The sequence below is a fragment of the Sporomusa termitida genome (assembly GCF_007641255.1).
In the GTDB taxonomy this organism is placed as follows: Bacteria; Bacillota; Negativicutes; order Sporomusales; family Sporomusaceae; genus Sporomusa; species Sporomusa termitida.
In genome coordinates, this window is the sequence record NZ_CP036259.1 from 1,396,076 (window position 1) to 1,408,426 (window position 12,351).

Below are 12,351 nucleotides of genomic sequence, written 5' to 3' on the forward strand. Positions count from 1 at the left end.
TAGAAATGGGAGACTGGAAAACAATTAATATCCAAGGAATAGCGTTCATTGAAAAATGTGTTGCTGAGTTCAATGTTGGAGAGCTTGTAAAAACCCCTTATTCAAAATTCAAAGTAAAAATCTTTGAGAAAAAAGATGGAACATATGTAGGTTTTACTAATCTTCAATTGAAAGACGAAGATAATATTCCGTATGCAGGGGTAGGTCATGGGGAAACAATAGAAACAGCACTCGAAGATACAATAAAATACTTTTTAAATATGATTAATAATAAAAGAGACTTATCTAATGATGATTTTGAGTGTGTTGATTCGTATGATTTTTAGATGAAAAGATAAACTTCATGTTCCAAAAGAGAAAAGGTCAGTGGACGTAAAAAGGGCTTGTTGACAAAAGGGTAGTAGATGAACCATATTGGCCTACGCGGACAGATTAAATGGCGAGTTTCTTCTGATCTCATAGCATAGCGGCGAAATGCCACCCAAAGCACTATGCCTTCTTCGGGTATTGTAATAGCTGATCCAGGCCTCGATACTGGCCGCAGCCTGTCCTTGCGTAGCAAAGGACCGTTTTTTAACATGCTCCACTTTTAAAAGCCGGAAGAAGGATTCCATCGGGGCGTTATCATAGGGATTGCCTTTCCGACTCATACTGCCAAGGATGTTATGTTCTTTCAGCAAGTCTTTATACTTGTGCGATGTATATTGACTGCCCCTGTCGGAGTGATGGATGAGACCTTCAGCAGGTTTTTCTTTTTCAATGGCCATTCTAAGCGCTTTACAGGCAAGGTCTGCTGTAGGGCGATTGCCCAGAGCCCAGCCAACTATTTTGCGTCTGGCTAAATCTAAGACACAGCTAAATAACACCACTGACCACCCACACGGATGTAGGTGATGTCAGCCAGCCACACTCTGTTTATTTCTTGCACCTCAAAGTTTTGATTTAAGGTTGTCAAAGGCTTGTTCGTTTGGGTCAGCTTTGGTGGTTTGCGGCGTCCCCCGTTCAATAGACAGAAAAAGCACAAGGATAACATAGTTTTTCACAGGATAGCTTACTATTTCGCTGATTTAAGCAGCCATAGCCAACAAATAGTACTCTTCGGGAGTTCGGTATCCATTGGTGGCATGAATTCGTTGCCGGTTATAAAAGATTTCCACATATTCAAATACGGCGGCCCTGGCCTGTTCGCGGGTCTGAAACCGTTGCCCGATCAGCCATTCATATTTCATCTTGCCCCAAAATGCCTCCATTGGTGCGTTGTCCCAACAGTTGCCCTTCCTGGACATGCTGCAAATAAATCCGCGCTCTTTGAGTACATCCTGATAATCCTTAGAGCAATACTGGCTGCCACGATCGGAGTGAATGAGTACGCCGTGGGGCGGCCGAGCTCGCTTGTGACTCAAGGGGACGGTTCTCTTGAGTCATTTGTTCTTCTACAGCCTGCAGTCCAGCCAGGACATGAAGACCTGAAACAAGCTATTAAGGTAAGCGTAAGCATAGGCAGCAGCAAAAGCAGTTCCGAGCAGACCGTTCATATCAGCGCCGGGAATACGGTAACCATAATGGCAAACGCCGGTAATGTGAACCTTACAGGCACAAAAATAGACGCCCAGGATATCACGATCAAAGCGGTTGGTGATATCAACCTGAAGGCCGCCCAGAATCAGCAGCAGGTACAAAGCGACAGTAAAAGCTCCGCCTGGGGCGCAGGCCTTGAGTTAGGCACCGGCATCTTCGGCAGCTATCAACAAGGCCGCAGCAATGAAAACGCCAGTACAACCACCCACAGCGGCAGCAGCTTAATCGCGGCAGATACAATCACCCTGGTTTCGGGACAAGACACCAACCTCATTGGCTCGCAGGTCGAGGGGGCCAAAGTAGTCGCCGTAATTGGCGCCGACCTCAATATCGCCAGCTTGCAGGATATTGACAACTACAGCGCGAACAGCAAAAATACTGGAATACGCGTTGGTATTGGCAGCGGCATAACCGGCTCCTTCAGTAAAGGCCAAACAAATTCCGCTTATCAAAGCGTGACCGAGCAGGCCGGAATCTACGTAGGCAAAGACGGCTTCAACATTGAAGTCGGCGGCAACACCGACCTGAAGGGTGCGGTCATTGCCAGCGAGGCCACGGCGGATAAGAATAAGCTCAGTACCGATACGCTGACCTTTAGCGATATTGAGAATAAGGCCGAGTACAGCGCCAGCAGTACAGGAGTAAATCTGGATACCAGAAAAACGGCAGATACAAAAGATGCTGGATACACTCCCAATATTGGTGTAAAAGTGTCCGATGATGCCGACAGCACGACGACATCAGCCATAGCGGCAGGAACCATTGAAATACGGAGTAATCCGAATCAGGATGTAAGTGGATTAAGTCGCGATACAGCTAATTCCCTGAATGCCTTGGGTAAAATATTTGATAAGAAGACTGTGGAAGAGCAGCAGGAACTGGCGCAGTTGTTTGGCGAGCTAGCCTATGAGCAAGTCCATAAAATCAGTAAGGACAATGGCTGGGATGAAAGCAGTCCTCAAAAGATAGCTTTACATGCTTTTGTTGGAGCAGTAATGGCTGATCTTGGAGGTGGGGATGCTTTATCCGGTGCTGCCGGCGCTGGAGTCAATGAAGCTGTACAAAAAGAATTAGCCAAAATATTCAAAGATAATCCTGATCTTCATCAATGGGCAAGTGCGATTATTGGCGCTGCTGCTGCGACAGTAGTAGGTGGCGATGCACAAACTGGCGGATCAACTGCAGCTAGTGGAACAAAAAATAATTTCCTCTCTGATTGGCAGAAGGAACAAAGAGAGCAAGCGATAAAAGATAAAGACTGGGAGACAGTAGCCTATTGGGATGCTATCGATAAAGCTCAAGACTTAGCGATTTACGATTTGGGGCTATATGGAGTGAATTTAAATGCTCCAGAGAATTCTGGTTTATTGCAAACAGTATCCAAACTGGGACAAGAAATAGCAGCAAGTCCTGATTTTCAGGGTTCACTTCTATCAAATGCTCCAAGTGTAGATTCCTCAACGTTAATAGCAGCAGGCGTTATAGGAACGGCTGTAGTTGTAGCAGGGGTTACATTATATAAATATAATGGTGTTTGGGTAAAAGTTGCTGGGTCAAGCACGGGAACTGCAGTAGTGACATTAAAATCACCGGAGCTTCTTAATGAATTGTCTCAAAGTGGGGCTAAGTATACAGCGGAGAATATTGTAGCGATAGAACCGCAAATGGTCAATTAGTTTGGTTGGAAACAGGAAGCACTGGAAGTAGAGGGGCGGGATTATTACACATTCTGGAGAAGCATGCAAGTGATTTTGTGGCTAAAGGTATTGAGAGTAATCAAATACCAGAGTTTATTATAACGGCATTAAGTAAGGGACGAATTGTTGGTTATCAAGGTCAGGGAACTGGAAGGCCAATATATGAAGTCATTTATCATGGTGTAAAGCAACAGGTTGCAATTACTGTGGGAAATAATGGTTTTATTGTAGGTGCAAATCCAACAACATTACCATAGGGGAGTGCAGAATGAAAAAATTAAGATTACTATTAGAATATCAGTGCTATCCATTATGGATCTATAATGAAAAGGGTGAAATAATACTAAATGATTTACCGGATGAGTTAAAAACCGAAGTTGATATACAAAACCTCATAAAAGATATTCAAGTTACATATAATAGCTTATTTATTGATAACAAAGTTGAATTTAGATATAAAGGATTTGATAACGAGGCAGAGGAAAATGAGTTCCGAGATAAACTAACTAAAATGGTTCAAGCGATTGAAAAAAATATGGGAAATATTTATAAAATAGAAAATAGTATAGATTTCTGATATCAACAGGAATCGAGTTATTGACATCCTTTCCCGATTAAATCAAAAGAGGTCAGTGGACGTAAAAATCCGCTGACCTCTCTTTTCCTCTCTGGTGTCGTCTGGTGAACAAACAGCAATTGGATAATATTACCTATTGGCATTCCATAAATTAGAATGACTTAGTCTCATTACCGCCACAAAACGGACACATAGCCCATAACCATTACCGGAGCAATTACCACAATAAGTACCACCACAAGGTGCATCACTATTCGGAAATTTCCTCACGTTATCAAAATGACTCAAGGGGACGGTTCGAAACCACTGATATATCCCCGTTTTTTTAGCCTGCTTGCCTAAATAGCGGAGTCAATCGGCGATAAACTGCAAAAGTGGCCATCCGTTTCCAAACTGCATGGCCACAAAAGGATATCAGGGCTGCTATCCTTTTCAAATTTACGGCTAAGGCCGTCAGTTTAGCTTGCAGGGACATGCTTTTTAGACCATACCCCCGTGCACGGTCTAATCCATGGAAACGTTTCATTTCCCCGTTCTTCCACTCATGGCTGGCTCGCTTTTTGTACTTTAGCTTGAACTGATCGCTCTTGGCAAGCTGACTATGTTCGTAATATTGCGCGCAGTGTTCACTGACGCGCAGTACTTTTTTCTTCGTATTCTTGCCAGCACAGGTCAGCCGTTGCGGACACTGCACACAGTGCGATTTCACAAAATGATAGCGGTACACGTCATTTTTGTTCTTGTATTTTTGGCGCACTTTCTTCTCGGTATGATTGCCCATTTCGCAAAACCACTGGTCGCTGTCTTTGTTGTAACTAAACCGGCTTTCGTCTAGCTTGTAGACACAGGCGTTTACGGGAATGATGGCTTCTACCGCCTCGGTTTGTAAGGTATCTAAGATCGGTTTGCGAAAATAGGCCTTATCTCCATACACCTCTTGGATGGGTAAGCCGCAGGCTTTACTTCGCTGATACAATTCCTCAAATTGGCTGCCGTCCACATAGGCGCCGCTTTCCACTGTTACCGCCGTAATGATCCTTGTTTCCGGGAGCATGGCAAATTCTACTTTATAGCCGTAAAAGCTGTCTGTTTTTGATTTGTAGCCTACGCGCGCCTCTTTGTCTACCAGCGATCGGACTCCTTTTTGGACCATAAATTTCGGATCTTCCAGGATTTCTTTGGCTTCGTTAACCGCTTGTTGGCTGTTGGGCAGGATAGACAAATCGACATGGCTTTCGGTTTTCCCGATCAGTTCTTCCACATAGGACTTCATTTTCTGCTTCGCTTCGTTGTGGTCTTCTATGAGCTTATAGTCGGGAACTTCGCTAATGAGCTCGGCGGGGATTACCCCGTTTTCTTTCTCAATGGCCCTTATGATTCTTCTTCCCAGATGCTTCATGATTCTTTCCGGCACTTTTTTTTTAGTATTGGCCTGGGTATGCGTGGCGTCAATGCTTAGTCCGGTTCCTTTAATTATGCCTTTTTCCACACACTGGCGAACCACTTCCTGAATCATATCATCCACACTGGTTTCTTTTAGTCTATGTTTCCTAAACTTGGCCAGCAGGCTGGCGTCCGGCAGATCCTCTTCGGGATTGAGTCCCAAAAACCACATATAGGCTAAGTTTAATCGGGCTTCTTCTATGACTTTGACATCGGATAAGTTATATAGATATTGCAAAATGAGGATCTTGGCCAGCATTTCCGGTTCTTTGGCCGGCCTCCCCAGATGCTGGCAGTACGAATCCTTCAGCAACTCGTTAATGAAGCTAAAATCCACATTACCAGCGATAATCTTCAGAATATGATTACTGGGAATTTTATCATAGAGCACGCTATATATACTTAATTGGTGCGGCACATTTTTTAGCAAGGCAAGCCCCTCCATTACGCAAATATCTACCGTTATATTTTACCATAATTCAGGGGCGCTTGCTTTATTGACTTTTTCAGTGCTTTCGGACGGTTCTGTTGAGTCTAAGTGATATTAATATAAAAGCAAAAACGGCGACAAAAGCCGCCGTTTCCGGGGAAGAAATAGGGAGATGCGGAGATTGATACTATGAGAACGTTACCGTTTGCCACCGCAGCCACCGCCACAATCTTTTTCATTGCGGCGTTCTTCTACGTTAGCTAACTCACAGGCGAAATCAAGGTTCTTATGAGCCTTTTCATTACGGCGCTGCTCATTATTTTTATTTTGGTTTTCGTTTCTCATAATCTATCACCTCCGCTATTTATTGTGTCCGTTTTCGGAGATTTGATTGATGGAAAATAAAAGTAAGACACTTTTTTGTTATATTAATTCAGGTTTTGGAAAATATATAAATATCCTGAAATATTCAGCAGAAAGGGGAATTACATTGCGCCAATTAACAGCAGTTGAAGTGCTGTCCTTAGCAAAACTGCTAGAGCTGGAAACGAATGCACTAACTGTAGCTCAAGCCAGTTTGATGGCGATATCGGACGAGCATTTAAAAACCATGACCCAGGCGGGAATTGCTGCAACCGAGGCCAGGATTGCGGGCTTACAGCAATTTGTGGTGGAGAACAAAATCACAGCTGCAGGTTCTGCCTTGGAAGCGCAAACGCAAGTAAGCAGGGAGGTGCAATAAATGGTTTCACTGATGGGATCAATTTTTCCCGAAAGTAGCGGTGAAGCTGGCGATAGAACGATTGCCTATAACGCTACCTATGGTGCCGCTGCCACGGCGCAAGCCTATTTTTCCGCAGCCCTGGCGGCAACTACCCCTGAGGTCCGGGCCTTATTGGCAGGGTATTGTTCGCAAGGCCTAACAGGCCATGAGGGAATCATGAACTATATGATTCAGAAAAAATGGGTAAATCCCTATGATCAGCCGGAGCGCCAATTATCAACGGCTGTCCAGGAGTCCCTGTCCTCCTTTAAAGCTCACTAATCACAGTACCACTAATTTTCAAAGGGCTGTTGCCTGTTTTTGCCGCTCATCTCCTGGAGATAGCGGCAATTTCATTGCTCTTGCCGGCTGGATAGCAGTTGTGTACCACAAGCCTTACACCTTTCATTAGCGGCTATAAAAAGTTTGGGCGCCGCATTGCTAATCGTCTTAAAGTGTTTATGTATCCTAAATATCGACGTCCCACCGTCTGTCAGGCAGGCGGTATTACTATTGTGGGTTCAGTATGACAGCGCCTGCCGGCGGGAGACTCCGGCCGGCTGCTGTCGATACAGCCGGTGAAGCGGTAGTGTGAAGAGACCGGGAGCGAAACTCCTGCTGAACTTTATTGCAGTTTAGCAGGAGTTTCTTTTTTTTGACCGGAATATTATAGTAGCAACCCTGGCCTTGATTTAGGTGATATACTTGCAGTTAAACTATTGAACGGAGGTATGTTTTATACCGGGTGGTCTTACTAATTAATGCAGATCTACAAACGGAGGGATAGATATGCTCTATTGCGCAATCATTGGGGATATGGTCAGATCCCGCCAAATAACGGACAGGCAGTTTGTGCAGCGGCAGTTTTTGGCAATGGCAGCTGAGGCGAGCAGGCTTTATGCGCCAGCGATTGAGTCTCCTTTTACGGTAACAATCGGTGATGAGTTTCAGGTGCTACTGAAAACCATAGACAGTGCCCCGCAGATTGTCGAGCATGTGGTGCAGACCATGAAACCGGTGGAGCTGGTATTCGGGCTTGGGATTGGTACCATTCATACAGATATTAATCCCCGGCTGGCAATCGGCATGGACGGGCCGGCCTTCCATCTGGCCAGAGAGGCGCTGACGCAAGCAAAAAAGAAAAAACCAAAAATTGTCTATAGGTCTGATGCTGCCGCCATTGATATGGTTAACTCCCTGAACTGTTTTATAGAAACCTGTGAGGAGCGGCGGACCAAACGGCAGCAGGCAGTTTTGCAATACTTACAGCAGGGGTATACGCAGGCGGCTATTGCCGGGCAACTGGGGATCAGGCAGCAGAGTGTCCACGATATTATCAACGCTGCTTATGTACCGGAGATCAAACAGGCTAAACAGGCGATCGCCCGTTATCTGGCCAGTATTCAGCAAACCGGACAGCTGGTTAGCCGGTCACAATAAAAAACAGGCTGCAAAACCTGTAAATTAAAATACAGGGGTATGAACCTGTAAGTAAGGCTGCAGGCTTCTGAACCTGTGTCGCTGACATCAGGTTTATACCGATAGGGGTTAGCCGGAGTATGGGGGTGGAGTGGGCGTGGATGTGTACATCGTGTTGGCTTTGATGCTGTTAAGCCATGTAATAACAGACTTTGTTTTACAAACAGACCGAATTGCCGAAGGCAAGCGGACCAATTATAAAATTATGGACAGCCATGTAGGCTGTTATTTGCTGACCAACCTTATCCTGTTAGCTCCTTATCTCAGCTTTGCCAATTACCTGTGGTGCCTTATAATCGGCCTGACGTTTGCCCACTGGCTCATTGATGTGCAAAAGGTCGAGTATGATCAGGGGCACAATAGTAATGGGCTGGCGTCATTTTTCCTGGACCAATTCGTCCATATCAGCTTAATCGGGCTAAGTTATCCCCTGCTTAGGGATATTCAGCCCACCGAATTATTTACGGCCCTGGCCAGGTTCTTCTCGGCCCACTATCCGGTATTTGACCTGCTGACCAAACAAGCTATATGCGTCTATATCTTAATCCTGTCAGGTTACCTTTTTAATTTTAAAGGGGCAACCATTATTACGAAGATGGTGCTTGATAAATATCTTCATTTAAAAGCACCGGCTAAGTTCTCCGTCAACCAACCAGCGGACAGCCGTACGGCTGTGGCCGAGGCGGCTGCTTCACACCTGCCGGCCGCGAATGCTAAAAATGCCGGCGAGACGATTGGCAATCTGGAAAGGCTTATCATCGTAACCATGGTAATACAGCAGAACTATCCCGCTATTGGGCTGGTGTTTGCTGCAAAAACCATTGCCAGATATAAACAACTGGAAGAAAAGAACTTTGCCGAATATTTTCTGATTGGTACCTTTACTAGTCTTGCTGTGGCTCTCTTCATCGGGGAAGCTATTGTGGCGCTGCAGGCTTTTGCCGGCCAGCAGTAACTGCTGACGGCAGAGGGCAAGCTGGATTTATTAACTTAAATGGGAGGGTTACGAACAGGGAAAATTGCGTATCCAGCGTGACCGGCAGCAGTTTTCCTTGCCGATATCGGTAAAGCTCATGCATACCTGGAAAGCCGCAAGGACGTCGGCAAGAGCTCCTTGATCAATTCGTTCAGCAATTAGGGCGGATAGTATGAACGCGGCGGCTGTTGGCCAATAGCCCTGTCCGTTTTTTTTGCATCTCCGGCCGGATAAAGTGCGATAACAGGAGAGCATGACACAAAAGAACCGTCCCCCTGAGTTGCCAGTTGCCCCTGAGTTGAAACAAAATCCCTGTCCCTGCGTTTCTATTTCATACCTGGAAAGCCGCAAGGCCGTCGGCAAGAGCTCCTTAATCAATTCGTTCAGCAATTAGGGCGGATAGTATGAACGCGGCGGCTGTTGGCCAATAACCCTGTCCGTTTTTTTTGCATCTCCGGCCGGATAAAGTGCGATAACAGGAGAGCATGACACAAAAGAACCGTCCCCCTGAGTTGCCAGTTGCCCCTGAGTTGAAACAAAATCCCTGTCCCCGCGTTTCTATTTCTCCGTCTAAAAATAGTTAGGGATAACATCTACACCAGCATTTATCAATTCAGGCCATACAAATTCATTGCAATAGGCCATACAAACACTGTTCTCGTATTTTTGCAGTTCTTTAGGCAATATTTGAAACCCCAATTTTTCGTAATATGATGGATTTATGTCAGAGTACAGAAAAATAATTATATTGTTATTTGGTATCAGATTAATACATTTTTTTACGAGTTCGCTGCCATACCCTTTACCTCTGTGGTTTTTCGAAGTCAATATAGAGCCTAAACCGTAAACGTCCTTGCCCTTAATGCTGTTTAATCGCATTAAAACTGCCGAGCTAAGGATTTGGCCGCTTTCCTCAATAACATATCTTGTACCGATAGCATCGTCTTTACTGTTATCAATACAATATTGCTCGAAAGTTCTAGATTTACTCCATTCTTTGTAGCCTTCTTGAAAAAGAAACGGTATTTCCGCTTTGGCTGCCTGTCTAAAGAGCATTAATCATCTCTCCTTACTTTGTTTGGTACATTAACCCGGCATACAATTAAACTAGGTACTAGTTTGGACATTATAATAAACAGCGTCTTTTTTGGCGCTGTTTGTATTTTATTGTTAAGTATTTCGGTGTAATTTTCGATGCATTATTTAATAAGGGATTTAGCGTGATGAAATAATGATTATTGGAGTGGATATATAATGCCTGTCGATCAAATGGGCTTAAATAACTTATTGGCTAAATTGAACCCTAAGAATAATTTAACTGCGTTAAGAGACTATCGCGATGGTTTACAAAAAAAGCTTGAACAAGAAGCTATTGGCAACAAAGAAATGCATGCTAAGCCAGACGCTAATCATACTACTACTGATATTAAGCAAGTTATCGTAGAACTGCAAGCGGCTGACAAGCAGATCCAGCAAACCATATATAAAGAAGAAACCAGGAAACTTGAGCTAGAGAGGTTGAAAAGAGAAGAGGCGGCGGCAAAAAAACTGCGTGATCGGGAAAAGGCCTTAGCCAGGCATGAGCGTGTTCTACTCAACGCCAGTATGGGTAAACTGCTTTCGGCTGCTGTCAAAGCGTCCCAGGGTAATACTATAGGCGGGACGGGTATGGTGGTTGCCTGTAGCCCGTCAGCAGCAAAGCCAAGCAATACCGAAAATTCGCCATATAGCCTGACCGGAAAGAGCGATGAAATCGAAAGAGATCTTAAAGAATCTGTTGAATTTGGGATTGCGGCAGCCGAGGTTGCCCGCAGGCGGAAAGCTAATGAGCTGAAGGCTGACCGCGAAGAAGCTGCTGGCAAAAAGGCCAAGAAAGAAAAAGCTAAAAAACGCAACATAAATATAACTATATGAAAAGCGGCGGTTTACACTAAAAATTGCAAGAACTGAAGAGAATTGGGTTCATATAGAAGCGCTAAAGCCTTGGGCGCAGCGCCTCGGCCGTAATGTGGGCTTCGTAAGTCAGCACTCCGCTCAATACCAGCAGGGACAGATAGGCAATGCCTATCTGCAGGCGAAACCCGGCAGCGGTGTCATAATAGGGATCATTGCGGTGCTTCCAGAACTCCCAGGCCCGGTGAACCGCCCCGAACAACACCAGGATTAGGATCGGGCTGAAGCTAACCCAAATTAGAATTACGATCAGGGGAATGCCCAGAAACCAGATATAGGGTGAGACAGCCCCGGCAATCCGCCCGCCATCAAGGGGCGAGGCCGGAATGAGATTAAACAGGGTCAGGAAATAACCGGTAAACGCCAGGGAGAAGAGGAGGGGCGACTGCAAGCCATAGGCGGCCGCATGCACACAGGCTGTCGCTGCAAAACCAAACAACGGGCCGCCTAAAGCGATGATACTTTCTGTTGCCGCATCCTTAGGCGGTTCTTTAATGCCAATCATTGCCCCCAGGAACGGGATAAAGACCGGCGCGGTTACGGCGATATTCTGCCGTTTCGCGGCAAACATATGCCCGTATTCATGGATGGCAATCAGCAGGATAAAACCGGCTGCCCACTGGAACCCATAGAACCAGGCGTACACGCCGATCGTCGCCAGCATCGATAAGGTTGTGACCCCAAACTTGCTGAACTTAACCACCAGAAAGATTCCTTTGAGAAAACTGAGAATGCTCTTCCATTTCAGCAGCGCCAGCAGTACTGTAACTGCCCCGCCCAGCCCTATTCTTTTATACCAGGGCTTCTGCGCCGGCGGCTGGGGATTGTCCCGCGACTCTATTATTTCATCTTCTCTATTCAAAGCAATACCTCAATTCTTAATTAATCGTATCGCAGGGAACTGGTTCGTCCCTTGGTTACTGACGAAATTCCGCCTTACATCACTTACCTCCATACACAAAGTTTACCATTGACTTGTATAGGTGTCTACACTCGGCGGTGAAGTCTGAAATATTGTCCTAAGGAATTCAAGCAGGAAAATGCGCATAGCAATAAACCATCAGCAAGACGCCCGATGGTAAAAAATGTAATTGATAAATGGCCGTTAACAGCATGCGCTCAATGGCAATGATGGCTCGCTTGTGGCCCCTTCTTTAATTGCAAATAGCGGTTCCCAGTTGAATGTTGCTATCCCTGTATTGTAAGCATACAAAAAAATCGCTCCAAGCTAAACGGATTTCATTCCGTTTTGTGCCTTGAGCGTAGCGAAAGGAATGGTTATAAGTATGAAAACAAGTATTATTGTTTTCAGTATATTGCTGAGTTTTTGCTTTTCCAGCCTCTCATTGGCTGCAGGCAGCAGAGTTTGCACATAACCGTCTCCTGCGTCATTGGTTGTTTTGGGAATATAAAATATAAAGGGATTAGAATATTATTTGTAGAAAATTACGTTAA

At 45.2% G+C, this 12,351-nt stretch carries 14 protein-coding genes and 1 pseudogene; 9 read left to right on the forward strand and 6 right to left on the reverse strand.

The window, feature by feature from the left end; all coding sequences use genetic code 11:
• Window positions 1-5: 5 nt before the first annotated feature.
• Window positions 6-326, forward strand: a complete 321-nt coding sequence (locus SPTER_RS06090; protein WP_144349509.1) for a hypothetical protein — start codon at window positions 6-8, stop codon at window positions 324-326.
• Between the two features lie 93 nt (window positions 327-419).
• Here SPTER_RS06090 and SPTER_RS06095 read toward each other — a convergent pair whose 3' ends face one another.
• Window positions 420-866, reverse strand: a complete 447-nt coding sequence (locus tag SPTER_RS06095) for an IS3 family transposase (protein ID WP_170233173.1) — start codon at window positions 864-866, stop codon at window positions 420-422.
• A 201-nt stretch (window positions 867-1,067) separates the two neighbouring features.
• A pseudogene (locus SPTER_RS06100) lies at window positions 1,068-1,364 on the reverse strand (IS3 family transposase); the annotation flags it as partial.
• A 198-nt stretch (window positions 1,365-1,562) separates the two neighbouring features.
• Between SPTER_RS06100 and SPTER_RS06105 the strand changes: the two are divergent.
• From SPTER_RS06105 to SPTER_RS06115, 3 genes are read left to right on the forward strand one after another with little or no spacing between them, the layout of a single operon-like run.
• Window positions 1,563-3,254, forward strand: coding sequence for a hemagglutinin repeat-containing protein (locus SPTER_RS06105; RefSeq protein WP_246105502.1), 1,692 nt, complete (start codon window positions 1,563-1,565; stop codon window positions 3,252-3,254).
• Between the two features lie 5 nt (window positions 3,255-3,259).
• The gene (locus SPTER_RS06110) at window positions 3,260-3,532 is read left to right on the forward strand and encodes a hypothetical protein (protein WP_211367496.1); all 273 of its coding nucleotides are present in this window, start codon (window positions 3,260-3,262) and stop codon (window positions 3,530-3,532) included.
• 11 nt (window positions 3,533-3,543) lie between these two features.
• Window positions 3,544-3,852: a hypothetical protein gene (locus SPTER_RS06115; protein ID WP_144349512.1), complete on the forward strand. Its 309-nt coding sequence runs from the start codon at window positions 3,544-3,546 to the stop codon at window positions 3,850-3,852.
• A gap of 325 nt (window positions 3,853-4,177) precedes the next feature.
• Here the strand turns inward: SPTER_RS06115 and SPTER_RS06120 are convergent, their stop codons facing one another.
• Entirely contained in the window at window positions 4,178-5,740 is a 1,563-nt protein-coding gene (locus SPTER_RS06120; RefSeq protein WP_144349513.1) for an IS1182 family transposase, read from the reverse strand.
• Window positions 5,741-5,923: 183 nt separating this feature from the next.
• The gene (locus SPTER_RS24595) at window positions 5,924-6,070 is read right to left on the reverse strand and encodes a hypothetical protein (protein WP_170233175.1); all 147 of its coding nucleotides are present in this window, start codon (window positions 6,068-6,070) and stop codon (window positions 5,924-5,926) included.
• Window positions 6,071-6,119: 49 nt separating this feature from the next.
• Here SPTER_RS24595 and SPTER_RS06125 point away from each other — a divergent pair, with 49 nt between their 5' ends.
• The 4 genes from SPTER_RS06125 (at window position 6,120) to SPTER_RS06140 (ending at window position 8,922) form a co-directional block, all read left to right on the forward strand.
• Window positions 6,120-6,467 carry a hypothetical protein gene (locus SPTER_RS06125; RefSeq protein ID WP_246105503.1) on the forward strand — a complete coding sequence of 116 codons (348 nt, stop codon included), beginning with the start codon at window positions 6,120-6,122 and terminating at the stop codon, window positions 6,465-6,467.
• Window positions 6,468-6,770 (forward strand): spore coat protein, encoded by a 303-nt coding sequence (locus SPTER_RS06130; protein WP_144349514.1) that lies wholly within the window; start codon window positions 6,468-6,470, stop codon window positions 6,768-6,770. It begins immediately after the preceding gene.
• A 507-nt stretch (window positions 6,771-7,277) separates the two neighbouring features.
• On the forward strand, window positions 7,278-7,928 hold the full coding sequence (locus SPTER_RS06135) for a SatD family protein (RefSeq protein ID WP_144349515.1): 651 nt from the start codon (window positions 7,278-7,280) through the stop codon (window positions 7,926-7,928).
• 136 nt (window positions 7,929-8,064) lie between these two features.
• A complete protein-coding gene (locus SPTER_RS06140) occupies window positions 8,065-8,922 on the forward strand; it encodes a DUF3307 domain-containing protein (RefSeq protein WP_144349516.1) in 858 nt (285 codons plus the stop codon).
• A 591-nt stretch (window positions 8,923-9,513) separates the two neighbouring features.
• Here the strand turns inward: SPTER_RS06140 and SPTER_RS06145 are convergent.
• Window positions 9,514-9,999, reverse strand: a complete 486-nt coding sequence (locus SPTER_RS06145) for a GNAT family N-acetyltransferase (RefSeq protein WP_144349517.1) — start codon at window positions 9,997-9,999, stop codon at window positions 9,514-9,516.
• Window positions 10,000-10,197: 198 nt separating this feature from the next.
• On the opposite strand from SPTER_RS06145, the gene SPTER_RS06150 reads away from it, so the two are divergent.
• The gene (locus tag SPTER_RS06150) at window positions 10,198-10,857 is read left to right on the forward strand and encodes a hypothetical protein (RefSeq protein ID WP_144349518.1); all 660 of its coding nucleotides are present in this window, start codon (window positions 10,198-10,200) and stop codon (window positions 10,855-10,857) included.
• Window positions 10,858-10,918: 61 nt separating this feature from the next.
• Here the strand turns inward: SPTER_RS06150 and SPTER_RS06155 are convergent, their stop codons facing one another.
• Window positions 10,919-11,758 (reverse strand): site-2 protease family protein, encoded by an 840-nt coding sequence (locus SPTER_RS06155; protein WP_144349519.1) that lies wholly within the window; start codon window positions 11,756-11,758, stop codon window positions 10,919-10,921.
• Window positions 11,759-12,351 lie beyond the last annotated feature (593 nt).